Genomic DNA, 26,748 nt, shown 5'->3' with positions numbered 1-26,748 from the left:
GTAGTCTCCTCTTCCTATATAAATAGTATCATCTTATTGTACAGGAAATTGGCCTACTTTTCAAACCTGATAGCCTTTTCATAAAAAATGCTATAATATACCAAAGGAGTATAGGAAAATGAAAAAAATTCTGTATGTTCTATTTGCAGTGATGACCTGTCTATTTGTAACGGGTCTTGTCAAGGCGGATGGTCCTTCCTATGAGATTCAGTCTTATCGGGGGACTTTAATCTTGGAAACTTGGGACGATGCTACTTATGAGGAAGAATTGGTCTATCATTTTACAACTTCCTATAATGGTCAATATGTCACCTTGGGATCAGCGGGTAAAATGCCTCAAGGTTTTGAAATAGTAACTCCTCCCCTGGTGGAAGTAGAAGGCAGAACCTTGTCACAAGAACCAGAAGTTCAAAATTTAGGTGATGGTTATCAGGTTAAGATTTACAATGGCGGAAGCGCAGGGGATACTGTTAAGGTGAAGGTTACCTGGCAGTTAAAAAACCTGCTCTATGTTCATCGGGATATCTTGTTATTGAACTGGAAGCCGATCAGTGATGGGGATCAGGGGGTCAAAAAAGTAGAGTTACAGATTATCCCGAAATTTGCTTCAGAGGTTTCAAAATCAGAATTAAATATTCATACATCTTATATGGGTCCAGATGCATCGATACAGAAGGAAGGTGTCAACTATATTGCGAGCTTAAAAAATTTAAAGCGCAAAGAAGGTGTTGAAATTTATGCTTACTGGTTGAAATCGGATGTAGCTTCCTTTGGGGAATCAGATAGAGATACAGGCTTGATGGAGGAGGCCAACTATCATCGGACGGAAGCTGGAATTGTTCAAAAACGGACCTGGATTCGCCTATTTATGAAGGTCCTACTTCCAATCCTTGTTCTGCTCTTCCTTCTTCTTGCTATTTATTATCGTCATCGTTTCATGAAATCTGTTACTTCTACCAAGGTTTTTCCGAAAAATAGTCGCTTGTATGAGATTCCAAATAACGTTGCGCCTCTACTAATGGCTTCAATAGTTTATTCTACAGAGCTAGATGAAATCTCTCCAACCAAAAAACACGCTCGGGGAACCTTTAAATTTGATCAGTTGGTGCAAGCTACCTTACTTGATTTGATTGATCGAAAAAATATCATCTGTGAGCAATACGACACTCATACAGTTTTAACGATTCAAAATGAAGATACATTGGATGAATTTGAGCGAGAGTTTCTTAGACTTGCATTCGGTTCTCAAAAATATTGTAGAACAGATGACTTGTTTTCAGATTATGAAATTTCAGATTCTCTCTATAAATATGCCTCTAAGAAAGATCAAGATGAGATTCGTGAGCGAGGAAAACAAGCGCAAAATCGGATTGATGCAGCAATTTCTCGTGTCTCTCAAGCTGTTCAGCAGAAGATCCAAACATTTACCCTTCCTTCTTATTATCGTCCCTTAGAGGCTGGGGAGGAAAGTGCAGGACGTAAAAGTCTCTTCTTTGGATGGGCTGCATGGAGCATTGCCTTGGTAGCTGGTTTAGTAGCTTATTTTGTCTTAAACTGGCTCTCTATTTTTTGTGTGCTATATGTGTTGGTGATGTGGATCCTTCCGACATCCTTCCAAGGGAAGTTCAGCCTCTATCAACGGGATGGGGTCCCAACGGAGATCGGGGCTGAGCAACGCTATTATTGGGATAGTTTCCGTAATATGTTGCGGGATATCGCTCATTTGGAAGAAGCAGAAATTCAATCGCTGGTTTTATGGAATCGCTTATTAGTCTATGCCACTCTGTTTGGTTTTGCAGATCAAGTAAGCAAAGTGATGAAGCTTCGTCAAATCCACTTAGATAACCCAAGTATGGATGCCTATGTCTACACTCCGTTTCGTAGTAATCTAATCCATTCCAGCCGTCTCTTATCTAATTATGGAACGACTGCTACAACCGCTAGTCATTTTACAGTATCTTCAGGCGGTAGTTCTGGGGGTGGTTTCTCTGGAGGCGGTGGAGGCGGTGGCTTCGGTGCTTTTTAGAGTGACAAATGTGCCGTCTAGCCACTGTTGTGTTTACAATTTCATAGGAGGCTGGGACAAAAGTCCTAGCCTCTCAATTGTCTTTGGATTGTCGAGCAAGACGCAGTGGTTGAGTGGTCTCTACTACGCTGATTTTATCAGCTTTTACAGCCCTACTCAACTGTGCGGAGGTGGGACGACGAAATCGAATTCGAACGAATTACCGATTTCTGTCCCACTCTCTTTTAGTCTATGCATCCTTGCAAGCGCATCTGGTTCTATGACTAGAAATGTGTTATAATATAGCAAATGTAAGTTTAGGAGAAAAAGATGTTTATCATTGAACTGATAAAAGCGATTCTTTTTGGAATTGTTGAAGGAGTCACAGAGTGGCTTCCAATCTCAAGTACAGGTCATTTGATTTTGATTCAAGACTTTATCCAGTTTAAGGATCAAAACCCTGCCTTTATGGAGATGTTTAATGTCGTTATTCAGCTAGGTGCCATTATGGCTGTCGTTGTGATTTACTTCGACAAGCTGTATCCATTTAAGCCTGGAAAATCGAAAAAAGAGGTAAGACGGACTTGGCAATTGTGGGCCAAAGTTGCTGTGGCGACTCTACCGTTGCTCTTTGTCTTTAAATTGGATGATTGGTTTGAAGCTCATTTTCATAACTCTTTTTCTGTAGCCATCATGCTGATTACCTATGGTTGGGCCTTTATTTACCTTGAAAAACGGGAGCAAGTAGAGCCGGAAGTGACGGAATTACACAAGTTGCCTTATAAGACAGCTCTCTATATTGGATTGTTCCAAGTCTTGTCGCTTTTCCCAGGAACCAGTCGGTCAGGTGCAACAATTGTAGGTGGTTTGGTCAATAGAGTTAGTCGCTCAGTTGTGACAGAATTCACCTTTTATCTGGGGATTCCTGCCATGTTTGGGGCTAGTCTATTAAAGGTCGCTAAGTTTGTCTTGGGAGGAAATGCTTTAAGCTTCAGCCAAGGAACAATCCTTTTAGTTGCTATGGCGGTAGCCTTCGGTGTTAGTATGGTAGCGATTCGCTTCTTGACAGACTATGTCAAAACTCATGACTTCACAGTTTTTGGGAAATATCGGATTGTTCTGGGAGCGATTTTGCTTGTCTACGCAGTGATTAAAATCTTTATCTAATAATGAAATTGGAGTGCTTCTTCCTTTTCTTCAAACTGCTATGTTTATGGGGGAGGAAGTGCTCTTTTATTTAAGTCTTGTTTCGTATCTAAGGTGGGGGGTCATGTTTTGAAAAATATGTCCCTTTTTAGTATAATAGAAAGACTAATAGTATGAGGTGCAGTCATGAAGATGAAGCAAATCAGTGATTCAACCATTAAAATCACGATTCAATTAGAGGATTTAGAAGAACGGGGCATGGAAATGGCCGATTTTTTGGTGCCTCAAGAAAAAACAGAAGAATTTTTCTATACCATCTTAGATGAATTAGAAATGCCAGAAAGTTTCTTAGACAGTGGTATGTTAAGTTTTCGAGTGACCCCTAAGCCAGATAAACTCGATGTTTTTGTGACCAAATCAAAAATTGATCAGCATTTAAATTTTGAAGATTTTTCCGATTTGCCTGATATGGAAGAATTGTCGCAAATGTCTCCGGACGAATTTATCAAAACCTTGGAAAAAACCATCTCTGAAAAGAGTAAGGGAGACGGCGATGCGATCCGTCATTTAGAAGCTGAGGAATTGGCTGACGAAAATCAGCTTTCAGAAGAAGATACATCAAATCATCCAGTAGATACACGGTATATTTATTATATCCTCCAGTTTTCTCAGTTAGAAGAAGTGATTCGGTTTACAAAAACAGTTCATTATGCTGTTGAGACTTCTGAACTTTATAAAATGGACGGGATGTACTATTTAACCATCCTGATCGATTTGGAAGGGTGTCCGCAGGATTATCCAGGTTGGCTTTTGGCAACCATGCGTGAATATGCGGAAGATACAGATACTACTAGAGCTGTCCTTCAGGAACATGGCCATCTCTTGCTCGTCTCAGATGCTATTCACGAACTTCAAAAGGTTAATTTGGTATGATTACTTTTCCGTTACAATTTATCCTGGTCCTGATTGCAACTTTTTTGATCAGTTTGATTCTAACTCCCTTTGTGAGGTTATTGGCGTTTAAAATAGATGCTGTAGACTATCCAAATGCGCGTCGGATCAATAAGAAACCCATGCCCAGCGCTGGTGGTTTAGCTATTATTCTTGCTTTTACCATTGCAACCGTCATTTTGTTGCCGATGATTACAAAGGGGCATGTAGCTAAGACATCTTATCTGACCTATACCGTACCAGTTGTCGTTGGAGGATGGATTATTGGCCTGACTGGTTTAGTCGATGACATAAAAGAATTATCACCGCGGTTAAAGATGCTGGGGATTTTCCTAGGAGCTAGTGTAATCTGGTTTTTTACAGATTTTCGCTTAAATGATTTCAAGATACCTTTCGGGGGACCATTTCTTCATTTTGATCCTTGGTTATCGTATATTTTAACAGTCATTTGGATCATTTCTATTACCAATGCAGTCAACCTAATTGATGGTTTGGATGGCCTGGTCAGTGGAGTTTCAATTATTTCCTTGGTGACGATGGGGATTGTTTCTCATTTCTTTCTCCCAGTGCCCAATCTCTTTTTGACCATGACGATTTTTGTCTTAGTCATGGCCATTGCTGGTTTCTTCCCCTTTAATTATCATCCAGCGATTCTTTATTTAGGGGATACAGGAGCCCTCTTCATTGGTTTTATGATCGCTGTTTTGTCCTTGCAAGGTCTTAAGAATGCGACAGCTGTTGCGGTTGTTACGCCGATGATTATCTTGGGAGTTCCAATTACGGATACCTTTTTAGCAATTGTCCGTCGGACTCTCTCTGGTCAGAAGTTTTATGCACCAGATCGGAATCACTTGCACCATCGTTTACTTTCTTTGGGCTTAACGCATCGAGGAACCGTTTTGGTTATCTATGGAATTTCGATGATTTTTGCTATGATCTCTCTGCTGTTGAATATCTCTACTCGTATCGGCGGAGTTCTTCTTGTCATTGGTTTGGTATTAGGGGTAGAGCTCTTAGCGGAATTAATTGGAGTCCTAGGTCCTCACCATAGTCCGCTCCTCAATTGTTTACGCTATATAGGGAATTCTGCCTATCGAGAGGAAGTTCGACAAAATAGAAAAAACAAGACTAAATAAGAACGATTCTAAACACAAGAAAAGCCTTTTAGGCTTTTTTTTGTTATACTAGATAAGACAAAACTCTATAGCAGAAAGGAATACAAATGTCAGTATTAGAGATTAAAGATCTTCATGTAGAAATTGAAGGCAAGGAAATTTTAAAAGGCGTGAACTTGACCCTTAAAACAGGAGAAATCGCAGCCATTATGGGTCCTAACGGAACAGGGAAATCAACCCTATCTGCAGCTATCATGGGGAATCCAAACTATGAAGTCACCAAAGGTGAAATTCTATTTGATGGAGTAAATATCCTTGAGTTGGAAGTAGATGAGCGTGCTCGTATGGGACTTTTCCTTGCTATGCAATATCCATCAGAAATTCCAGGAATTACCAATGCTGAATTCCTTCGTGCAGCTATGAATGCTGGAAAAGAAGAGGACGAAAAAATTTCTGTTCGTGATTTTATCACAAAATTGGATGAAAAAATGGAACTTCTCAACATGAAGGAAGAAATGGCAGAGCGTTATTTGAATGAAGGCTTTTCAGGTGGTGAGAAAAAACGCAATGAAATTCTGCAATTGTTGATGTTGGAACCGAAGTTTGCTCTTCTTGATGAGATTGACTCTGGTTTGGATATTGATGCCCTTAAAGTGGTTTCAAAAGGGGTCAATGAAATGCGTGGCGAAGGTTTCGGTGCCATGATCATTACCCACTACCAACGTCTCTTAAACTATATTACTCCTGATGTGGTTCACGTGATGATGGAAGGTCGTGTGGTCCTTTCAGGTGGTCCTGAACTTGCTGTGCGTTTGGAACGTGAAGGATACGCGAAATTAGCAGAAGAGTTAGGTTATGACTACAAAGAAGAACTCTAATCTTGTGTCAAAAACTGAACAGGATCTTTGAGGAGGAGTAAATGACCAAAGAAAATATCAAACTTTTTTCAGAAATGCATGCAGAGCCTCAATGGTTGCAAGAGTTGCGCCAGAAGGCTTTTGATAAAATGGATGACTTAGAACTACCCGTGATTGAACGTGTGAAATTTCATCGTTGGAATCTTGGGGATGGAACGATCACAGAAAGTGAACCACTCACTGCTGTGCCAGACTTCACTGCGATTGACAATCAATTAAAATTGGTTCAGTATGGGACCCATACAGTATTTGAACAGATTCCAGTTGACTTGGCGAACCAGGGGGTCATCTTTACAGATTTCCACACAGCCTTGGAAGAAATTCCAGAGCATGTAGAAGAATTTTTCATGTCCTCCGTTAAATACGATGATGACAAGTTAGCAGCTTACCACACAGCTTATTTTAACAGTGGTGCTGTTCTCTATATTCCTGATAATGTAGAAATTGCGGAACCAATCGAGGGTGTATTCTACCAAGATAGTGATAGCGATGTGCCATTTAACAAGCACATCCTGATTATCGCTGGTAAAAACAGTAAGATTAGCTACCTAGAACGCTTAGAATCTCGCGGAGAGGGAAGCGCTAAAGCAACTGCTAATATTACAGTCGAAGTGATTGCTCGTTCTGGAGCGCAAGTGAAGTTTGCGGCGATTGATCGCCTCGGTGAGAATGTTACTGCCTACATTAGCCGCCGTGGCAAACTGGGAAAGGATTCCAGCATTGACTGGGCTATCGGTGTCATGAACGAAGGAAATGTCGTTGCTGACTTTGATAGTGACTTGATCGGAAATGGAAGCCATGCAGACCTTAAGGTTGTAGCCTTATCTAGTGGGCGTCAAATTCAAGGGATTGATACCCGTGTAACCAACTATGGTTGCAATTCAGTCGGGAATATTCTCCAACATGGTGTCATTCTTGAAAAGGCAACCTTGACCTTTAACGGGATTGGCCACATTATCAAGGGAGCTAAGGGAGCGGATGCCCAACAAGAAAGCCGTGTGTTAATGCTTTCTGATCAAGCACGTTCTGATGCCAACCCAATTCTTTTGATTGATGAGAACGATGTGACAGCAGGTCACGCGGCTTCTATTGGTCAAGTGGACCCTGAAGATATGTATTATTTGATGAGTCGTGGCTTGGATCAAGCAACTGCAGAACGCCTAGTGGTTCGTGGCTTCCTTGGATCAGTGATTGTGGAAATTCCAGTTAAAGAAGTTCGTGAAGAAATGATCCAAACCATTGAAGATAAATTATTGAAGAGATAAAGATGATAGAAGTCGAAAAGATTCGGAAAGATTTCCCGATTTTAGATCAAATTGTGAATGATGAGCCACTTGTCTATTTGGATAATGCAGCGACGACACAAAAACCAAAAGCTGTCTTAGAAGCTGTGAATCGATATTACCAAGAGGATAATGCCAATGTTCACCGCGGGGTCCATACCTTGGCCGAACGGGCGACTGCTTCCTACGAAGCAGCAAGAGAAACTGTCCGTCGCTTTATAAACGCTTCCTCAACCAAAGAGGTCTTGTTTACAAGAGGGACCACGACAGGCTTGAACTGGATTGGTCGGTTTGCAGAAGAAATCCTAGAAGAGGGGGATGAGGTTCTCATTTCCATTATGGAACACCATTCCAACATCCTTCCTTGGCAGGAAGCTTGTCGGAAGGCAGGAGCAAAACTGGTGTATGTCTATTTGAAAGACGGTGGTCTGGATCTAGAGGATTTCCGAAAAAAATTGACAGATCGAACCAAGTTTGTTTCCATTGCTCATGCCTCTAATGTACTCGGGGTGATAAATCCTGTCCAAGAAATCGCTCAATTGGCCCATGAAAAAGGAGCCATTGTGGTAGTGGATGGGGCTCAATCAGTCCCTCATATGAAAATAGATGTTCAAAAACTAGATGCAGACTTCTTTGTCTTTTCGGGCCATAAAATGGCTGGACCTACAGGGATTGGAGTCTTGTATGGAAAAGAGCAATATCTCAACCAAATGTCACCTGTTGAATTTGGTGGAGAAATGATTGACTTTGTCTATGAACAATCAGCAACCTGGAAGGAACTTCCTTGGAAATTCGAAGCAGGGACTCCCAATATGGCTGGCGCCATTGGTTTAGCTGCGGCGATTGATTATTTGGAGGCTATTGGCATGGATGCGATTGAGCGTCACGAGCAAGACTTGATTGCTTATGTCTTTCCCAAACTTCAAGCGATTGAAGGCTTGAAAATTTATGGCTCCCAAGATTTAGCGAAACGTTCCGGGGTGATTTCCTTCAATTTAGGGGATTTGCATCCTCATGATCTTGCGACTGCCTTGGATTATGAAGGGGTTGCTGTTCGGGCAGGGCACCATTGTGCCCAACCTTTGATCCAGTATTTGGGGGTTCCGGCGACTGCTCGAGCTAGCTTTTATCTCTACAATACAAAAGAAGACTGCGATAAGCTTGTAGAAGCGCTGATAAAAACAAAGGAGTTTTTCAATGGCACTTTCTAAATTAGATAGCCTCTATATGGCAGTAGTGGCTGACCATTCAAAAAATCCCCATCATCATGGAAAGATTGAAGGAGTTGAACAAATCAACCTGAACAATCCTACCTGTGGGGATGTGATTAGTTTGTCTGTTCAGTTTGATGATAAAGGAGTGGTCAAGGATATTGCCTTTGTCAACTCAGGTTGTACGATTTCGACGGCTTCTGCTAGTATGATGACGGATGTTGTCCTAGGAAAATCAAAGGAAGAAGTGCTAGAGTTGGCGACTATTTTTTCGGAAATGGTCCAAGGCAAAGAAGATGCCCGTCAAGACCAGTTGGGAGATGCTGCTTTTTTAGCTGGGGTTGCTAAATTCCCGCAACGGATCAAGTGTTCGACCCTAGCCTGGAATGCTCTCAAAAAAGCAATTGATTCTCAATCGTAATGATGCATAAGAGTGTGCAAATTCTAGTGTGCCCTTTAACCGATTTTCTTCTTACTTAATTGAATCAACACTCGGATGCTTATGGTCCAGACTAGAAGATTCATCAGATGGAAAGAGCGCAAAAAAGAAACTGAAAGGAAAGATATGACAGAAGAAAGAGTAGAACCAAAACCAATTGATCTTGGTGAATATAAATTTGGCTTTCACGATGATGTAGACCCGATCTTGTCGACAGGAAAAGGGTTGAATGAATCAGTTATTCGTGAGTTATCTGCTGCGAAAAATGAGCCGGAATGGATGCTGGAGTTCCGTTTGAAGTCCTATGAAGCATTTAAAAAAATGCCTATGCAAACATGGGGGGCAGACTTGTCAGATATCGATTTTGATGATTTGATTTACTATCAAAAACCATCTGATAAACCTGCACGTAGCTGGGATGAAGTGCCCGAAAAAATCAAGGAGACGTTTGAACGGATTGGGATTCCAGAAGCAGAGCGTGCTTACTTGGCCGGAGCAGCAGCTCAGTATGAGTCTGAAGTGGTTTACCACAATATGAAGGAAGAATTTGAGAAGTTAGGAATCATCTTTACCGATACAGATTCTGCCTTGAAGGAATATCCAGACTTGTTCAAGCAATACTTTGCTAAGTTGGTACCTCCGACAGATAACAAGTTAGCGGCACTCAACTCAGCAGTATGGTCAGGTGGAACCTTTATCTATGTACCAAAGGGTGTTAAAGTAGATGTTCCTTTACAGACATACTTCCGAATTAACAATGAAAATACAGGTCAGTTTGAGCGGACCTTGATTATTGTCGATGAAGGAGCAAGTGTCCACTACGTAGAAGGATGTACAGCGCCAACTTATTCAAGTAACAGCTTGCATGCTGCTATTGTCGAAATCTTTGCCTTAGATGGTGCTTATATGCGTTATACAACTATCCAAAACTGGTCTGATAACGTTTATAACTTGGTAACGAAACGGGCCAAAGCGATGAAAGATGCGACGGTCGAATGGATCGATGGGAACCTCGGTGCCAAAACAACTATGAAATATCCATCAGTTTACCTAGATGGAGAAGGTGCACGTGGGACCATGTTGTCGATCGCTTTTGCCAATGCTGGGCAACACCAAGATACAGGTGCTAAAATGATCCACAATGCTCCTCACACGAGCTCTTCAATTGTTTCGAAATCTATTGCTAAAGGCGGAGGAAAGGTTGACTACCGTGGACAAGTGACCTTCAATAAAGATTCAGCGAAATCGGTTAGTCACATCGAGTGTGATACCATTATTATGGATGACTTGTCTGCATCTGACACCATTCCATTTAATGAAATTCACAACTCACAAGTCGCTTTGGAACACGAAGCCAAGGTTTCTAAGATTTCTGAAGAACAACTCTATTACCTCATGAGCCGTGGCTTGTCAGAATCCGAGGCAACAGAGATGATTGTCATGGGATTTGTGGAGCCCTTCACCAAAGAACTTCCAATGGAATACGCAGTTGAGCTTAACCGCTTGATTAGCTATGAAATGGAAGGATCAGTTGGGTAAAAGAAAAAGGAGAGCAAATGGGATTCTTAAAAAAATTATTTGGTAATGTTGAAAAAGCGAATAAAGGCGAGATTCCTATCGAGGAAATTGTTCCCCCATTTACATTTGATCTAGCTGAAGAAGCAGATGATTATTGGAGAGAAATGGAACAAAATCTCTTGATTAATGCTGTGAAGGCTGTTGGTGGCCCTGATAAAGCTGATCGTGCCTTTATGCTAGTGAATTTTAAGCCAGGTCAAGAAACATTTGACTTGTATTATCAAGTTGATGGGAAATTAATTTCTTGGCAAGAATTAGATCCACCGCTTGTGGAAAAAATCCGTCTTCAACTCTTGCCACAAGCTTCAGCTGTAGCCCATGCAGTAAATGAAAATTACGAAGCTGCGAATGTTCCTGTGATTAGCTACGCCATGCTTCAATTAGAAACAGCGACCATGGCTTGGTTTGGTCGTAAATTAACAACAGCTACTCCTGAAGCTAGCTTATCTTTTGAAGAATTGGTAGCAGGTTGGCGTGGGGTGATTGAAGAAGAAATCCCGACTCATCCAATAGACAGTGACACTGCTTTTCCTTATTTCGAAGTTCGATAGAAGTTCTATTGGTTGATTCAACTAAACAAAGAGGCTGGGACAAAAGTCCTAGCCTCTCAATTGTCTTTGGATTGTCGAGCAAGACGCAGTGGTTGAGTGGGCTCTACTAGGCTGATTTCATCAGCTTTTACAGCCCTACTCAACTGTGCGGAGGTGGGACGACGAAATCGAATTCGAACGAATTACCGATTTCTGTCCCACTCTCTTTTGTTTATTAGTATTTATAGCTTTTCGTTAACGTAACGAACAAATTGATTCCACCATACCTTTAAGAAGAAACTTTTTTGGATATTTTCTCCGCTCACCATTTCCATACTAGGAGCTTTACCTTCGATATACCCTCGCCCGATGGGTTCTGGGTCGGTGTAGGTAAGGGTCCCTAGGGAAGTACCTTTCTTTAAGGGAGCGCTAAAAGAAGGTTGGCTGCTTTCGAAGGTGATTTTAGGTTCTGCTTGACTTCCTTGCCGTTCGATCACGATGAAGTCATCCTTGGCAACAGCAATAGCGCTGGTTTTCTTACCATCAAGAACCGTTGATTTGCTGTTGTTGTAGGCTTCGCCTTTGCTGACAATCAAGCTTGCAATGAAGTTTTGGCTCACATAATTCATCAGGTTGGCTGTTGCAACAAATCGTGCGTAGGGATCTCCATCGATTGCCTCAACACCAATGACAACGGTAATCATTCGAATACCGTTTTGGTTAGTAGAAGCCACAAATGAAATGCCTCCTTTTTCGGAATTTCCAGTTTTTAGACCATCCACTCCTGCTCGATAGCTGGGCATGTTCTCTAGCATATAATTGCCGCTCTCCAATTGAATTCCAGCAAATTCTGCATGGGAAAGGGAGGTGATTTTGGTAACTTCAGGGTAGTCTTCTAAGAGATGTTTTGCGATGACTGCCACATCATAAGCACTCAGCTTGTTTTCAGTATTCTTCTTTTTAGATTCCTTATTATCGTCAATAAGGGATTGATCCAGTCCGCTAGCATTTACAATGATAGCGTCTTTAATCCCCCATTTTTTTAGTTTTGCTTGCATAAGGAGGATGAATTTTTCCTCGCTTCCAGCTACTTTTTCAGCTAAGGCGATGGCAGCGCTATTGGCGTTTGATACAAGCAGCGCAGTGAGCAGGTCTTTAACCTTGTACTTGCGAGCTTCCATGGGGACGTTATTGATTCCTTCGATAGCTGTTAGTTGGTAGGCTTTGTCCGAAATCTCCACGTCGTCATTTAAAGATAATTTTCCTTGTTGAATGGCTTCATAGACGAGATAAGTGGTCAAAAGGTTGCTGATTCCACCAACCTCTTTTTTCTCTTCGCTATTTTTTTCGTAGAGTATTTTACCTGTTGTCCCATCAATCGCAATAGCATGCTGAGCTCCAAGCTCTAGGTCCTCCGCTCTTACAGGAGAAGTAGTGAGAAGTGTAAAAAGTAGACAAAGAAGTAAAGTGATTATTTTTTTCACGTTTGAATCCTCGATTGTTTATTGTCACTACTATTGTATCATAAAAGAAGGCAACTGCTCTAATCCTATTTTGACCTCTTAGGACTCAAAGGTCATAGGCAAATTTTAAAGATAGTTGGTAAAATGAGAGAAATAGTGTATAATGGTAGAAAACCTAACATAAGGAGATAGTGATGAAAGTAAATAAACGGTTCGTACTGGCCGGTGTTTCTTTAGCCAGTGCTCTTCTATTGACAGCCTGTGGCGGTGGAAGCAGCAATCAATCTACTTATTCTTATATTTATTCAACAGATCCAAATACTTTGGACTACATTGCCTCGACTCGTACAACAACGTCTGATATTACAAGTAACCTTGTTGATGGTTTGTTAGAAAATGATAAATATGGAAATTTAATCCCAAGTTTGGCAGAAGACTGGACTGTTTCGGAAGATGGCTTGGTGTATACCTATAAACTTCGAAAAGATGCAAAATGGTATACCAGTGAGGGAGAAGAGTATGGTGCTGTAACAGCCCAGGACTTTGTGACAGGTATCAAACACGCTGTGGAAGCAAAATCTGAGGGTCTTTTCTTAATCCAAAATTCGATTAAAGGCTTAGATGCATTTGTCAAAGGTGAAACAAAAGATTTCAATACAGTTGGCGTGAAAGCCCTAGATGATTATACCGTTCAATATACCTTGGAACGTCCAGAAAGTTTTTGGAATTCTAAGACGACCTCAGGCGTCCTCTTCCCGGTTAACAAAGCTTTCTTAGAATCTCAAGGGAAAGACTTCGGTTCTTTGAAGCCAAGTAGTATTCTCTATAATGGTCCTTATTATTTGAAGAATTTAACTTCAAAATCACAGATTGAACTTGTGAAAAACAAGGAATATTATGATGAAAAGAATGTTCATATTGATCATGTGAAGTTGACCTATAATGACGGATCAGATCCAGAATCTGTCATCAAGAAATTTGAGAATGGACAATATTCATTTGCGACAGTAATGCCAAATAGCTCCACTTATAAGAGTGTGAAAAAGAAATTTGGTGATAATATTGTTTATGGTGTTCAATACGGAACATCATACTACCTCGCATTCAACATTGATCGTCAGAAGTATAACCATACAGCCAAAACAACAGATGCTCAAAAATCGTCCACAAAACAAGCGATTTTAAACAAAGACTTCCGTCAAGCTGTAAACTTTGCCTTTGACCGTGAAGCCTATGCAGCTCAAACATCGGGAGCAGATGCGGCGACCAAGATTCTTCGGAATACCTTGGTTCCACCGACTTTTGTTCAAGTAAATGGAGAAGAGTTCGGTAAGGTTGTTGAGAAACAATTGGTGACCTATGGAGATGAGTGGAAAGATGTAAATCTAGATGATGCCCAAACCACTCTCTACAATCAAGAAAAAGCCAAAGCTGAGTTTGCAAAAGCTAAAGAACAATTGCAAAAAGAAGGGGTAGAATTCCCAATTCATTTGGATTATGTTGTCAGTCAGACGGACAACAGTCAGGTACAACAAGCTAGCTCCTTTAAACAATCCGTAGAAGCTGTTCTCGGTGCAGACAATGTTGTTGTAGATATTCAGAAATTATCTGATGATGACTTTAGCAATATTACCTACTTTACAGATACTGCTGCTGAGAAAGATTATGACCTTGCAGGCGGAGGATGGGTGCCAGACTACCAAGATCCATCTACTTATTTAGAGAGTTTAAGTCCTGTTAACGGTTCTGTTTTCTACTATCTAGGTGTGGATGCAGGCTCAAACAGTCCCGCTATTCCAGCAGTTGACTTTGGGAAGTATGCAGAACTCTTAAAAGATGCCAATGCTGAAGTGAATGATCAAGCTGTACGCTATGAGAAATACGCAGCTGCTCAAGCATGGCTAACCGATAGTTCATTGATCTTGCCGACTGTTTCAAATGGTGGAACTCCAATGTTGCAACGGACTGTTCCATATAGTCGTGCGGCTTCATGGGTTGGAACAAAAGGAACTGGAACCAACTATAAATATCTTGAACTTTCAGAAGAAGTCATCAAGACAAAGGATTACGATGCAAGCAAAGAAAAATGGTTAAAAGAAAAGGCTGAATCCAATAAAAAAGCTCAAGAAGAATTAAAGAACCACATCGAATCGAAATAGATGAAAAATAATTGGGATAGTAAGAAGGCATAAGTTTATTTAAGGGAAGGAGCCACTAAAAAGGATTGATTTTTTAGACAGTCCCCCGCTTAGTGGCTCCTTTCACTTGCCAAATATTCAGAAAATTTAGTTTACTTTTTTCTTTACTTATGCTATAATTCTATCTAAATTCAATAAAATGGAGACTCAAAATGAAAAAAAGTAAAGTTTTTGCATTTGCCGGAGTAACATTGCTCGCAGCAACGTTCCTTGCAGCATGTTCTGGCTCAAAAGATAGCAAGTCTGCATCAAAAAAAGATACAACATATGGCTATGTTTATAACGATGATCCAACAACTTTGGATTACACTGTATCTTCAAAAGCTTCCGTTCACGACATTACAACTAACGGTGTAGATGGTTTGTTGGCAAACGACAAATACGGAAACCTTGTACCATCTATTGCTGAGGATTGGTCTGTTTCAAAAGACGGCTTGACCTATACTTACAAAATCCGTAAGGGTGTTAAATGGTATGATGCTGATGGTGAAGAGCATGGTGAAGTAACAGCTCATGACTTCGTCACTGGCTTGAAGCATGCGGCAGACAAGAAATCAGAAACTCTTCCGTTAGTTCAAGGTTCAGTTAAAGGATTGAAAGACTATGTAGATGGAAAAATCACTGATTTTTCTCAAGTTGGGGTAAAAGCGGTAGATGACTACACACTTGAATATACCTTGAATCAACCAGAAACTTTCTGGAATTCTAAAACAACCAATGGGGTGCTCATGCCAATCAATGGTGAATTCTTGGAAAGCAAGGGTGACAATTTTGGTCAGCCAGGTGATGTCAAATCAATCTTATTCAATGGTCCATTCCTTTTGAAATCAATCACTTCTAAATCAGAAATTACTTTTGAGAAGAACGAAGACTATTGGGACAAAGACAACGTTCATATCGACAAGATTAAATTGTCTTATTATGACGGATCAGATCAAGATTCCTTGGCGCGTGGTTTTAGCGATGGATCGTACACAGTTGCTCGACTCTTCCCAGCAAGCTCAAACTTTGCTTCTGTAGAAAAGAAATACAAAGACAACATCTACAACACACAACCTGGAGCTGGTGTAGCAGTCTTTGGTTTCAATATTGACCGTCAAGCTTACAACCATACTTCTAAAACATCAGATGAGCAGAAATCTTCTACGAAGAAAGCTATCTTGAACAAGAATTTCCGTCAAGCTATCACCTTTGCCTTGAACCGCGAAAATTATTCAGCGCAAGTCAATGGTAAAGAATATGCTAAGGCTGCTATTCGAAATATGTACACTGCACCTGCCTTTGTTCAAGTAAACGGTAAAGACTTCGGTGATGTTGTAGCTGATAAGTTGCAGACATATGGAGATCAATGGAGTGGTGTAAATCTTGCAGATAGCCAAGATGGTCTTTACAACAAAGATAAAGCAAAAGCTCAGTTCGAAAAAGCAAAAGCAGAACTCCAAAAAGAAGGCGTTCAATTCCCAATCCACTTGGATGTTCCAGTTGTTCAAAGTTCAACAAACTTTGTAGCACGGATGCAATCCTTCAAACAATCAGTTGAAGATACACTTGGAACAGAAAATGTTGTGGTGGACCTTCAAATGATGGACCAAGATGCTATCTTGAATATCACTATTAACGTACCATCTGCAGCGGATGCTGACTGGGATCTTCAAGGGCTTGTAGGCTGGAATCCAGACTATGATGACCCATCAACTTATCTTGATACTTTGCAACCATCTTCTCCTGACCAGACCAAAACTTACCTTGGATTTTCTGGTGGTGTAGATAATGCCTCTGCTAAGGCTGTTGGCTTAGATGAATATGCGAAATTGCTTGATGATGCAGGAAAAGAAACCCAAGATGTGGTTGCACGTTATGAAAAATACGCAGCAGCGCAAGCTTGGTTAACGGATAGTTCGTTAGTAATTCCAACTATGACAAGCTCAGGAGCAGCTACAGTAGTTTCAAAAGTGGTACCATTCTCTGGACCTTCATCACAAACAGGTAATAAAGGTTCAACTTATTTCAAATATGTTGAAGTTCAGGACGAACCGGTTACTAAAAAACAATATGATCAAGCACGTGAAAAATGGTTGAAAGAAAAAGCTGATTCAAACAAAAAAGCTCAGGAAGAACTAGAAAAACACGTCAAATAATCACCTTCATCAGAACTTTCTCTAATAGGGGAGAAAGTTCTTTTGAACATTAAAGGAACGGAATATGAAAAAATATATATTTATGCGTATTTTGCGTTCGTTAGTGTCGATCTTTTTGGTTACGACATTGACCTATACAATTATTTATACGCTAACCCCAAGAAATTTAATTTTCAAAAACGACCCTAACTATAATAAGATTGCGAAAACAAAAGACTCTAAAATCAATTATGAAAATACAGTCTATGATCGCATGGGGTATATAGAATATCTTGATTCAAAAGCTTTGAAAGAAAAAGCAAGCAAGGAAGACTCATCAGTAACAGTAGAGCCTACTAAAGAAAACGAGAAGATCTACAAAAAGTACATTTCTAACCTTGGAAATGGCTGGGTATTGAAACGTTTCCCTGAAAACAAAGGTTTTTACGCTACTCGTGAAGTCCCTGTCTTTGAACGTGTTATTGGATTCTATGGTAATCTGATTCAGATTGACCATCCAAATGTCATCAAAGATGCTTCCAATCCAAAACTTGAACGCTATATTCGCATTGAAAATGACCCAGCTATTGGTTGGTCAGTAGTTGGTTCAGGGACTAAACATAAATATCTATTGTACTTCAATGGTCAATTCCCGTTCATTCATCAAAACTTTGTATCCTTAAACTTGGGTGAATCTTACCCAACTTATTCAAATACGCCAGTTCTTCAGGTTATTACACAAGGACAAGGTACGACTAAGAAGAGTGAAGTAAACTTCCCAACAGGGAAAAAAGAATCTTCTATCAATATTTACTCACGTATATACAAATCACCAAGTAAGGCAGATGCTCAAGATATCGCCCGCTTTGGTGAAGGAGATGCTTATACAGCAACATTGAGCAACTATGAAAATCCATCCATGATTGTGAGCTCAGCCATTATCGGTTTAATCGGGATTGCGATTGCCTACTTGATTGCTATTCCATTGGGATCTTACATGGCCTTGTTGAAGAATACTTGGTTTGATAGTGCATCTACGGCAACTTTAACATTTATGATGTCATTGCCGACGATTGCCTTGGTTTACATCGTTCGCTTGGCTGGCTCTTCTATCGGCTTACCAGATTCCTTCCCAGTGTTAGGAGCTCAGGATTGGCGCTCTTATGTACTACCTTCTGTGATTTTGGGTCTCTTGAGTGCACCAGGATTGGCAGTTTGGATTCGCCGTTACATGATCGACTTGCATTCTCAAGACTTTGTCCGTTTTGCACGTGCCAAAGGGCTTTCTGAGAAAGAAATTTCCCGCAAACATATCTTCAAAAACGCCATGGTTCCGATCGTTACAGGGATTCCTGTTCAATTGGTTCTAGTCATTTCAGGGGCAACTTTGACAGAAACTGTCTTTGCCTTCCCTGGTATGGGTAAAATGTTGATTGATTCTATCAAGGCATCCAATAATACCATGGTAGTTGGTCTTGTCTTCATCTTTACTGTTCTTGCTGTATTTGGAGCAATGGCTGGAGATATCCTTATGGTTATGGTAGACCCTCGTATCAAACTAACAACTAAGAAAGGAGGCAAATAATGTCTACAATCGATAAGAAGAAATTCCAATTTGTGGAACGTGATGATTTTGCCTCTGAGACAATTGATGCGCCGTCTTACTCCTATTGGAAGTCCGTATTCCGTCAATTCTTCAAAAAGAAATCAACCATTTTGATGTTAGCCGTTTTGGTTGCTATTCTCTTAATGAGTTTTGTATACCCAATGTTTTCAAACTTTGATTACAATGATGTAAGTAAAGTAAATGACTTCACTGCCCGTTTGAATCCTCCAAGTGCCAAAGCCTTCTTCGGTACGGATAACAATGGTAAATCCTTGTTTGATGGAGTCTGGTTTGGTGCCCGCAATTCGATTATCATCTCCTTTATTGCTACCTTGATCAACGTTGTGATTGGAGTAGTGATCGGCGGGATTTGGGGTGTGTCAAAATCAATCGACCGCTTCATGATGGAAGTTTATAACGTTATTTCAAATGTTCCATTCATGTTGATTGTTATTGTCTTGACTTACTCAATTGGTGCTGGTTTCTGGAACTTGATTTTGGCGATGACAGTGACAGGATGGATTGGGATTGCTTACTCTATCCGTGTCCAAATTATGCGTTACCGCGATTTAGAGTACAACTTGGCCAGTCGCACCTTGGGTACACCAACCCTTAAAATTGTGACGAAAAATATTTTGCCACAGTTGGTTTCTGTTATTGTGACGACAACTACACAATTGTTGCCAGCCTTTATTTCGACTGAGGCCTTCCTTTCCTTCTTTGGATTGGGATTGCCGATTACAGTTCCAAGTTTAGGTCGTCTTATTTCAGACTACTCACAAAACGTAACAACCAATGCGTATCTTTTCTGGATTCCATTGACAGTCTTAGTCTTGGTATCCTTGTCATTCTATATCGTTGGACAAAACCTTGCAGACGCCAGCGATCCACGTACACATAGATAGGAGGAGTAGATATGACAAATGATAAAAATGTAATCTTATCTGCTCGCGATATCGTAGTAGAATTTGATGTTCGGGATCGTGTCTTAACAGCTATTCGCAATGTCTCTTTGGATCTTGTTGAAGGAGAGGTCATGGCGCTTGTTGGTGAATCAGGTTCTGGTAAATCTGTTTTGACAAAAACTTTTACAGGAATGTTAGAAGAAAACGGACGAATTGCCAATGGGACCATTAATTATCGCGGGCAAGAATTAACAGAACTCAAGTCAAACAAAGATTGGGAAGAAATTCGTGGTGCAAAAATTGCAACGATCTTCCAAGACCCAATGACCAGTTTGGACCCGATTAATACAATCGGATCACAAATTACAGAGGTTATTATTAAACACCAAGGCAAGAGTGCCAAAGAAGCCAGAGAAATGGCTATTGACTATATGGAAAAGGTGGGAATCCCGGAAGCGGAACGTCGCTTTGATGAATATCCTTTCCAATATTCAGGTGGGATGCGCCAACGGATCGTTATTGCTATTGCGCTTGCTTGCCGTCCTGATATCTTGATCTGTGACGAGCCTACAACGGCCCTCGACGTAACTATTCAAGCCCAAATCATTGACTTGTTGAAATCATTACAAAAAGAATATAACTTTACAACAATATTTATCACCCATGATTTGGGTGTGGTGGCAAGTATTGCAGATAAGGTTGCCGTAATGTATGCTGGTGAAATTGTAGAATTTGGTAAAGTAGAAGAAATTTTCTATGACCCAAGACATCCTTATACATGGAGTCTTCTTTCAAGTTTGCCACAGTTGTCTACTTCTAAAGGTGATTTATATTCTATCCCAGGGACTCCTCCATCATTGTACTCACCGGTAAAAGGGGATGCCTTTGCTTTGCGCTCAGACTATGCCATGCAAATTGATTTTGAGGAACATCCACCAGTTTTCAAAGTTTCAGATACACATTGGGCTAAAACGTGGCTCTTGCATGAAGATGCACCAAAAGTCAATAAACCAGAAATTATTGATAATCTTCATGAAAAAATAAGTGCGAAAATGGGATTCACTACAATCAAGGACTAGGAGAAGGAAATGACAGAAAAATTAATAGAAGTTAAAGATCTAGAAATTTCCTTCGGTGAAGGAAGTAAAAAATTTGTAGCTGTAAAGAATGCAAATTTCTTCATCAATAAAGGGGAAACATTTTCCCTCGTTGGTGAGTCAGGTAGTGGGAAGACCACAATTGGTCGAGCAATCATTGGTTTGAATGACACTAGTGCAGGTGACATCTTATATGATGGTAAAAAGATCAATGGGAAGCAAACTCGCAAGGATGAAAATGAATTAATCCGAAAGATTCAAATGATTTTCCAAGACCCAGCAGCTAGCTTGAATGAGCGTGCAACCGTCGACTATATTATTTCAGAAGGGTTGTACAATTATCACCTCTTCGAAGATGAAGAAGACCGAGTACGTAAAGTAAAAGAAATTATGCATGAGGTTGGTCTTCTAGCAGAGCATTTGACTCGTTATCCCCATGAATTCTCTGGTGGACAACGCCAGCGGATTGGTATCGCTCGTGCCTTGGTAATGGAGCCAGAATTTGTTATCGCAGATGAACCGATTTCCGCCCTAGACGTATCAGTTCGTGCACAAGTATTGAATCTCCTGAAGAAATTCCAGAAAGACTTGGGTTTGACCTATCTCTTTATCGCACATGATCTTTCAGTAGTTCGTTTTATCTCTGATCGTATTGCGGTTATTTACAAAGGTGTTATTGTAGAAGTAGCTGAAACGGAAGAATTGTTTAACAACCCAATTCATCCTTATACCCAATCTCTACTATCTGCAGTTCCGATTCCAGATCCAATTCTAGAACGCAAAAAAGTTCTGAAAGTTTATGATCCTGATCAGCACGATTATTCAACCGACAAACCAGAAATGGTTGAAATCAAGCCAGGACATTACGTTTGGGCAAATAAAGCAGAACAGAAAAAATATAAAGAACTTGTATAATCATAAGAAAACGAGAAAAATCCACTTCTCGTTTTCTATTTTTTTAAAAAAGAAAAACTTTTTTTAAAAAAATAGAAAAAAGATATTGACAAGAAGAGAAGGTCGTGATATACTAATATAGTTGTCGCGCGAGAGCGACAAAGACCTTTGAAAACTGAACAAGACGAACCAATGTGCAGGGCGCTATAACGGAAGTTATAGTAACTGAACAATAAAAAAACAATAAATCTGTCAGTGACAGAATGAGTTTAAGACAAACAATTATTTTAATGAGAGTTTGATCCTGGCTCAGGATGAACGCTGGCGGCGTGCCTAATACATGCAAGTAGAACGCTGAAGCTTGGTGCTTGCACCGAGCGGATGAGTTGCGAACGGGTGAGTAACGCGTAGGTAACCTGCCTGGTAGCGGGGGATAACTATTGGAAACGATAGCTAATACCGCATAACAGTAGATATTGCATGATATCTGCTTGAAAGGTGCAAATGCATCACTACCAGATGGACCTGCGTTGTATTAGCTAGTTGGTGAGGTAACGGCTCACCAAGGCGACGATACATAGCCGACCTGAGAGGGTGATCGGCCACACTGGGACTGAGACACGGCCCAGACTCCTACGGGAGGCAGCAGTAGGGAATCTTCGGCAATGGGGGGAACCCTGACCGAGCAACGCCGCGTGAGTGAAGAAGGTTTTCGGATCGTAAAGCTCTGTTGTAAGAGAAGAACGAGTGTGAGAGTGGAAAGTTCACACTGTGACGGTATCTTACCAGAAAGGGACGGCTAACTACGTGCCAGCAGCCGCGGTAATACGTAGGTCCCGAGCGTTATCCGGATTTATTGGGCGTAAAGCGAGCGCAGGCGGTTAGATAAGTCTGAAGTTAAAGGCTGTGGCTTAACCATAGTACGCTTTGGAAACTGTTTAACTTGAGTGCAGAAGGGGAGAGTGGAATTCCATGTGTAGCGGTGAAATGCGTAGATATATGGAGGAACACCGGTGGCGAAAGCGGCTCTCTGGTCTGTAACTGACGCTGAGGCTCGAAAGCGTGGGGAGCAAACAGGATTAGATACCCTGGTAGTCCACGCCGTAAACGATGAGTGCTAGGTGTTGGGTCCTTTCCGGGACTCAGTGCCGCAGCTAACGCATTAAGCACTCCGCCTGGGGAGTACGACCGCAAGGTTGAAACTCAAAGGAATTGACGGGGGCCCGCACAAGCGGTGGAGCATGTGGTTTAATTCGAAGCAACGCGAAGAACCTTACCAGGTCTTGACATCCCTCTGACCGCTCTAGAGATAGAGTTTTCCTTCGGGACAGAGGTGACAGGTGGTGCATGGTTGTCGTCAGCTCGTGTCGTGAGATGTTGGGTTAAGTCCCGCAACGAGCGCAACCCCTATTGTTAGTTGCCATCATTTAGTTGGGCACTCTAGCGAGACTGCCGGTAATAAACCGGAGGAAGGTGGGGATGACGTCAAATCATCATGCCCCTTATGACCTGGGCTACACACGTGCTACAATGGCTGGTACAACGAGTCGCAAGTCGGTGACGGCAAGCTAATCTCTTAAAGCCAGTCTCAGTTCGGATTGTAGGCTGCAACTCGCCTACATGAAGTCGGAATCGCTAGTAATCGCGGATCAGCACGCCGCGGTGAATACGTTCCCGGGCCTTGTACACACCGCCCGTCACACCACGAGAGTTTGTAACACCCGAAGTCGGTGAGGTAACCTTTTAGGAGCCAGCCGCCTAAGGTGGGATAGATGATTGGGGTGAAGTCGTAACAAGGTAGCCGTATCGGAAGGTGCGGCTGGATCACCTCCTTTCTAAGGATAAGGAAACCTGCACGTTCGTCTTGTTTAGTTTTGAGAGGTCTTGTGGGGCCTTAGCTCAGCTGGGAGAGCGCCTGCTTTGCACGCAGGAGGTCAGCGGTTCGATCCCGCTAGGCTCCATTGGTGAGAGATCACCAAGGATGAACATTGAAAATTGAATATCTATATCAAATAGTAACAAGAAAATAAACCGAAAACGCTGTGAATATTTAATGAGTTTTCTAATTTTTGAAAAAATTAGGTTAATAAGGTTAAGTTAATAAGGGCGCACGGTGGATGCCTTGGCACTAGGAGCCGAAGAAGGACGTGACAAACGACGAAATGCCTCGGGGAGCTGTAAGTAAGCGCCGATCCGGGGATGTCCGAATGGGGGAACCCAGCAGGTGATACCTGTTACCCATATCTGTTAAGGATATGAGGAGGAAGACGCAGTGAACTGAAACATCTAAGTAGCTGCAGGAAGAGAAAGCAAAAGCGATTGCCTTAGTAGCGGCGAGCGAAACGGCAGGAGGGCAAACCGAAGAGTTTACTCTTCGGGGTTGTAGGACTGCAATGTGGACATAAAGATTATAGAAGAACTACCTGGGAAGGTAGGCCAAAGAGAGTAACAGCCTCGTATTTAAAATAGTCTTTATACCTAGCAGTATCCTGAGTACGGCGAGACACGTGGAATCTCGTCGGAATCTGGGAGGACCATCTCCCAACCCTAAATACTCCCTAGTGACCGATAGTGAACCAGTACCGTGAGGGAAAGGTGAAAAGCACCCCGGGAGGGGAGTGAAATAGAACCTGAAACCGTGTGCCTACAACAAGTTCGAGCCCGTTAATGGGTGAGAGCGTGCCTTTTGTAGAATGAACCGGCGAGTTACGATATGATGCGAGGTTAAGTTGAAGAGACGGAGCCGTAGGGAAACCGAGTCTGAATAGGGCGTTTTAGTATTATGTCGTAGACCCGAAACCATGTGACCTACCCATGAGCAGGTTGAAGGTGCGGTAAAACGCACTGGAGGACCGAACCAGGGCACGTTGAAAAGTGCTTGGATGACTTGTGGGTAGCGGAGAAATTCCAAACGAACTTGGAGATAGCTGGTTCTCTCCGAAATAGCTTTAGGGCTAGCGTCGACATAAAGATTCTTGGAGGTAGAGCACTGTTTGGGTGAGGGGTCCATCCCGGATTACCAATCTCAGATAAACTCCGAATGCCAATGAATTATGGTCGGCAGTCAGACTGCGAGTGCTAAGATCCGTAGTCGAAAGGGAAACAGCCCAGACCACCAGCTAAGGTCCCAAAATAATTGTTAAGTGGAAAAGGATGTGGGGTTGCACAGACAACTAGGATGTTAGCTTAGAAGCAGCTATTCATTCAAAGAGTGCGTAATAGCTCACTAGTCGAGTGACCCTGCGCCGAAAATGTACCGGGGCTAAAACAATTTACCGAAGCTGTGGATACCTTTAATGGTATGGTAGGAGAGCGTTCTATGTGTGAAGAAGGTATACCGTGAGGAGTGCTGGAACGCATAGAAGTGAGAATGCCGGTATGAGTAGCGAAAGACAGGTGAGAATCCTGTCCACCGTAAGACTAAGGTTTCCAGGGGAAGGCTCGTCCGCCCTGGGTTAGTCGGGACCTAAGGAGAGACCGAAAGGTGTATCCGATGGACAACAGGTTGATATTCCTGTACTAGAGTATGTAGTGATGGAGGGACGCAGTAGGCTAACTAAAGCGTGCGACTGGAAGTGCACGTCTAAGCAGTGAGGTGTGAATTGAGTTAAATGCTTAGTTCTATAACATTGAGCTGTGATGGGGAGCGAAGTTTAGTAGCGAAGTTAGTGATGTCACACTGCCAAGAAAAGCTTCTAGCGTTTAAACATACTCTACCCGTACCGCAAACCGACACAGGTAGTCGAGGCGAGTAGCCTCAGGTGAGCGAGAGAACTCTCGTTAAGGAACTCGGCAAAATGACCCCGTAACTTCGGGAGAAGGGGTGCTGACTTTATGTCAGCCGCAGTGAATAGGCCCAAGCAACTGTTTATCAAAAACACAGCTCTCTGCTAAATCGTAAGATGATGTATAGGGGGTGACGCCTGCCCGGTGCTGGAAGGTTAAGAGGAGTGCTTAGCGGTAACGCGAAGGTATGAATTGAAGCCCCAGTAAACGGCGGCCGTAACTATAACGGTCCTAAGGTAGCGAAATTCCTTGTCGGGTAAGTTCCGACCCGCACGAAAGGCGTAATGATTTGGGCACTGTCTCAACGAGAGACTCGGTGAAATTTTAGTACCTGTGAAGATGCAGGTTACCCGCGACAGGACGGAAAGACCCCATGGAGCTTTACTGCAGTTTGATATTGAGTGTCTGTGCCACATGTACAGGATAGGTAGGAGCCATTGATATCGGGACGCCAGTTTCGATGGAGGCGTTGTTGGGATACTACCCTTGTGTTATGGCCACTCTAACCCGGATAGGTGATCCCTATCGGAGACAGTGTCTGACGGGCAGTTTGACTGGGGCGGTCGCCTCCTAAAAGGTAACGGAGGCGCCCAAAGGTTCCCTCAGAATGGTTGGAAATCATTCGCAGAGTGTAAAGGTATAAGGGAGCTTGACTGCGAGAGCTACAACTCGAGCAGGGACGAAAGTCGGGCTTAGTGATCCGGTGGTTCCGTATGGAAGGGCCATCGCTCAACGGATAAAAGCTACCCTGGGGATAACAGGCTTATCTCCCCCAAGAGTTCACATCGACGGGGAGGTTTGGCACCTCGATGTCGGCTCGTCGCATCCTGGGGCTGTAGTCGGTCCCAAGGGTTGGGCTGTTCGCCCATTAAAGCGGCACGCGAGCTGGGTTCAGAACGTCGTGAGACAGTTCGGTCCCTATCCGTCGCGGGCGTAGGAAATTTGAGAGGATCTGCTCCTAGTACGAGAGGACCAGAGTGGACTTACCGCTGGTGTACCAGTTGTCTCGCCAGAGGCATCGCTGGGTAGCTATGTAGGGAAGGGATAAACGCTGAAAGCATCTAAGTGTGAAACCCACCTCAAGATGAGATTTCCCATAACTATATGTTAGTAAGAGCCCTGAGAGAAGATCAGGTAGATAGGTTAGGAGTGGAAGTTGTGTGAGCAATGGAGCGGACTAATACTAATAGCTCGAGGACTTATCCAAAAAGTAACTGAGGATATTTACAGCCGTTTAGATTTTTGTTAGAATATAGGTATTCAATTTTGAATGTTCATCATTCAGAGTTAAGTGACGATAGCCTAGGAGATACACCTGTACCCATGCCGAACACAGAAGTTAAGCCCTAGAACGCCGGAAGTAGTTGGGGGTTGCCCCCTGTGAGATATGGTAGTCGCTTAGCTTTTTTCCGCCATAGCTCAGTTGGTAGTAGCGCATGACTGTTAATCATGATGTCGTAGGTTCGAGTCCTACTGGCGGAGTAAGTGCCCGAAAGGGTTTTTTTTT

17 protein-coding genes, 2 tRNA genes and 3 rRNA genes are annotated in these 26,748 nt (G+C 42.2%); 21 read left to right on the top strand and 1 reads right to left on the bottom strand.

Annotation, left to right across the window (positions count from 1 at the left end):
* Positions 1-118: 118 nt before the first annotated feature.
* From D7D50_RS01015 to D7D50_RS00965, 10 genes are all read left to right on the top strand, one after another.
* A complete protein-coding gene (locus D7D50_RS01015) occupies positions 119-2,026 on the top strand; it encodes a DUF2207 domain-containing protein (RefSeq protein ID WP_120701241.1) in 1,908 nt (635 codons plus the stop codon).
* A 309-nt stretch (positions 2,027-2,335) separates the two neighbouring features.
* The gene (locus D7D50_RS01005; protein WP_120701240.1) at positions 2,336-3,172 is read left to right on the top strand and encodes an undecaprenyl-diphosphate phosphatase; all 837 of its coding nucleotides are present in this window, start codon (positions 2,336-2,338) and stop codon (positions 3,170-3,172) included.
* A 165-nt stretch (positions 3,173-3,337) separates the two neighbouring features.
* Positions 3,338-4,084: an adaptor protein MecA gene (gene mecA / locus D7D50_RS01000; protein WP_120701239.1), complete on the top strand. Its 747-nt coding sequence runs from the start codon at positions 3,338-3,340 to the stop codon at positions 4,082-4,084.
* Positions 4,081-5,238: a glycosyltransferase family 4 protein gene (locus tag D7D50_RS00995; RefSeq protein ID WP_120701238.1), complete on the top strand. Its 1,158-nt coding sequence runs from the start codon at positions 4,081-4,083 to the stop codon at positions 5,236-5,238. The genes mecA and D7D50_RS00995 overlap by 4 nt, the downstream gene beginning before the upstream one ends.
* 86 nt (positions 5,239-5,324) lie before the next feature.
* Entirely contained in the window at positions 5,325-6,095 is a 771-nt protein-coding gene (gene sufC / locus D7D50_RS00990; RefSeq protein ID WP_117745248.1) for a Fe-S cluster assembly ATPase SufC, read from the top strand.
* A gap of 41 nt (positions 6,096-6,136) precedes the next feature.
* Positions 6,137-7,399, top strand: coding sequence for a Fe-S cluster assembly protein SufD (sufD, locus tag D7D50_RS00985; protein ID WP_120701237.1), 1,263 nt, complete (start codon positions 6,137-6,139; stop codon positions 7,397-7,399).
* A 2-nt stretch (positions 7,400-7,401) separates the two neighbouring features.
* Positions 7,402-8,628 (top strand): cysteine desulfurase, encoded by a 1,227-nt coding sequence (locus tag D7D50_RS00980; RefSeq protein ID WP_120701236.1) that lies wholly within the window; start codon positions 7,402-7,404, stop codon positions 8,626-8,628.
* Positions 8,615-9,049 carry a Fe-S cluster assembly sulfur transfer protein SufU gene (gene sufU / locus D7D50_RS00975; protein WP_023022211.1) on the top strand — a complete coding sequence of 145 codons (435 nt, stop codon included), beginning with the start codon at positions 8,615-8,617 and terminating at the stop codon, positions 9,047-9,049. Before D7D50_RS00980 ends, sufU begins: the two co-directional genes overlap by 14 nt.
* 144 nt (positions 9,050-9,193) lie before the next feature.
* Positions 9,194-10,606 (top strand): Fe-S cluster assembly protein SufB, encoded by a 1,413-nt coding sequence (gene sufB, locus D7D50_RS00970; RefSeq protein WP_023022212.1) that lies wholly within the window; start codon positions 9,194-9,196, stop codon positions 10,604-10,606.
* A 17-nt stretch (positions 10,607-10,623) separates the two neighbouring features.
* On the top strand, positions 10,624-11,196 hold the full coding sequence (locus D7D50_RS00965) for a hypothetical protein (RefSeq protein WP_120701235.1): 573 nt from the start codon (positions 10,624-10,626) through the stop codon (positions 11,194-11,196).
* A gap of 221 nt (positions 11,197-11,417) precedes the next feature.
* Here the strand turns inward: D7D50_RS00965 and pbp3 are convergent, their stop codons facing one another.
* Positions 11,418-12,659: a D-alanyl-D-alanine carboxypeptidase PBP3 gene (gene pbp3 / locus D7D50_RS00955; protein WP_120701234.1), complete on the bottom strand. Its 1,242-nt coding sequence runs from the start codon at positions 12,657-12,659 to the stop codon at positions 11,418-11,420.
* A gap of 173 nt (positions 12,660-12,832) precedes the next feature.
* On the opposite strand from pbp3, the gene D7D50_RS00950 reads away from it, so the two are divergent.
* From D7D50_RS00950 to D7D50_RS00900, 11 genes are all read left to right on the top strand, one after another.
* On the top strand, positions 12,833-14,797 hold the full coding sequence (locus D7D50_RS00950) for a peptide ABC transporter substrate-binding protein (RefSeq protein ID WP_120701233.1): 1,965 nt from the start codon (positions 12,833-12,835) through the stop codon (positions 14,795-14,797).
* 191 nt (positions 14,798-14,988) lie between these two features.
* Positions 14,989-16,974, top strand: a complete 1,986-nt coding sequence (locus D7D50_RS00945) for a peptide ABC transporter substrate-binding protein (protein WP_120701232.1) — start codon at positions 14,989-14,991, stop codon at positions 16,972-16,974.
* A gap of 64 nt (positions 16,975-17,038) precedes the next feature.
* Positions 17,039-18,538, top strand: a complete 1,500-nt coding sequence (locus D7D50_RS00940; protein ID WP_120701231.1) for an ABC transporter permease — start codon at positions 17,039-17,041, stop codon at positions 18,536-18,538.
* Positions 18,538-19,464, top strand: a complete 927-nt coding sequence (oppC, locus tag D7D50_RS00935; RefSeq protein ID WP_117745255.1) for an oligopeptide ABC transporter permease OppC — start codon at positions 18,538-18,540, stop codon at positions 19,462-19,464. Before D7D50_RS00940 ends, oppC begins: the two co-directional genes overlap by 1 nt.
* 11 nt (positions 19,465-19,475) lie before the next feature.
* Positions 19,476-20,543, top strand: coding sequence for an ABC transporter ATP-binding protein (locus tag D7D50_RS00930; RefSeq protein ID WP_120701230.1), 1,068 nt, complete (start codon positions 19,476-19,478; stop codon positions 20,541-20,543).
* 9 nt (positions 20,544-20,552) lie between these two features.
* Complete coding sequence (locus D7D50_RS00925) at positions 20,553-21,476, top strand: ATP-binding cassette domain-containing protein (RefSeq protein WP_120701229.1); 924 nt, start codon at positions 20,553-20,555, stop codon at positions 21,474-21,476.
* A 265-nt stretch (positions 21,477-21,741) separates the two neighbouring features.
* Positions 21,742-23,290, top strand: a 16S ribosomal RNA gene (locus D7D50_RS00920).
* Between the two features lie 53 nt (positions 23,291-23,343).
* Positions 23,344-23,416, top strand: a tRNA-Ala gene (locus D7D50_RS00915).
* A 129-nt stretch (positions 23,417-23,545) separates the two neighbouring features.
* A 23S ribosomal RNA gene (locus tag D7D50_RS00910) occupies positions 23,546-26,448 on the top strand.
* 80 nt (positions 26,449-26,528) lie between these two features.
* Positions 26,529-26,644, top strand: a 5S ribosomal RNA gene (gene rrf, locus D7D50_RS00905).
* Together the 16S, 23S and 5S rRNA genes with 2 tRNA genes alongside form the textbook arrangement of a ribosomal RNA operon.
* 5 nt (positions 26,645-26,649) lie before the next feature.
* Positions 26,650-26,723, top strand: a tRNA-Asn gene (locus tag D7D50_RS00900).
* Positions 26,724-26,748 lie beyond the last annotated feature (25 nt).

The sequence above is a fragment of the Streptococcus koreensis genome (genome assembly GCF_003627135.1).
Lineage (GTDB): Bacteria > Bacillota > Bacilli > Lactobacillales > Streptococcaceae > Streptococcus > Streptococcus ilei.
This window is presented reverse-complemented; position numbering and strand designations above follow the sequence as displayed.

What these genes read in the sequence shown, in the direction of transcription:
- sufU (WP_023022211.1), top strand. Translation starts at nt 8,615, where the DNA reads ATGGCACTTTCTAAATTAGATAGCCTCTATATGGCAGTAGTGGCTGAC.
- oppC (WP_117745255.1), top strand. Translation starts at nt 18,538, where the DNA reads ATGTCTACAATCGATAAGAAGAAATTCCAATTTGTGGAACGTGATGAT.
- D7D50_RS00965 (WP_120701235.1), top strand. Translation starts at nt 10,624, where the DNA reads ATGGGATTCTTAAAAAAATTATTTGGTAATGTTGAAAAAGCGAATAAA.
- D7D50_RS00925 (WP_120701229.1), top strand. Translation starts at nt 20,553, where the DNA reads ATGACAGAAAAATTAATAGAAGTTAAAGATCTAGAAATTTCCTTCGGT.
- D7D50_RS01005 (WP_120701240.1), top strand. Translation starts at nt 2,336, where the DNA reads ATGTTTATCATTGAACTGATAAAAGCGATTCTTTTTGGAATTGTTGAA.
- D7D50_RS00930 (WP_120701230.1), top strand. Translation starts at nt 19,476, where the DNA reads ATGACAAATGATAAAAATGTAATCTTATCTGCTCGCGATATCGTAGTA.
- D7D50_RS00980 (WP_120701236.1), top strand. Translation starts at nt 7,402, where the DNA reads ATGATAGAAGTCGAAAAGATTCGGAAAGATTTCCCGATTTTAGATCAA.
- sufD (WP_120701237.1), top strand. Translation starts at nt 6,137, where the DNA reads ATGACCAAAGAAAATATCAAACTTTTTTCAGAAATGCATGCAGAGCCT.
- D7D50_RS00950 (WP_120701233.1), top strand. Translation starts at nt 12,833, where the DNA reads ATGAAAGTAAATAAACGGTTCGTACTGGCCGGTGTTTCTTTAGCCAGT.
- D7D50_RS01015 (WP_120701241.1), top strand. Translation starts at nt 119, where the DNA reads ATGAAAAAAATTCTGTATGTTCTATTTGCAGTGATGACCTGTCTATTT.
- D7D50_RS00945 (WP_120701232.1), top strand. Translation starts at nt 14,989, where the DNA reads ATGAAAAAAAGTAAAGTTTTTGCATTTGCCGGAGTAACATTGCTCGCA.
- sufC (WP_117745248.1), top strand. Translation starts at nt 5,325, where the DNA reads ATGTCAGTATTAGAGATTAAAGATCTTCATGTAGAAATTGAAGGCAAG.
- D7D50_RS00995 (WP_120701238.1), top strand. Translation starts at nt 4,081, where the DNA reads ATGATTACTTTTCCGTTACAATTTATCCTGGTCCTGATTGCAACTTTT.
- D7D50_RS00940 (WP_120701231.1), top strand. Translation starts at nt 17,039, where the DNA reads ATGAAAAAATATATATTTATGCGTATTTTGCGTTCGTTAGTGTCGATC.
- sufB (WP_023022212.1), top strand. Translation starts at nt 9,194, where the DNA reads ATGACAGAAGAAAGAGTAGAACCAAAACCAATTGATCTTGGTGAATAT.
- mecA (WP_120701239.1), top strand. Translation starts at nt 3,338, where the DNA reads ATGAAGATGAAGCAAATCAGTGATTCAACCATTAAAATCACGATTCAA.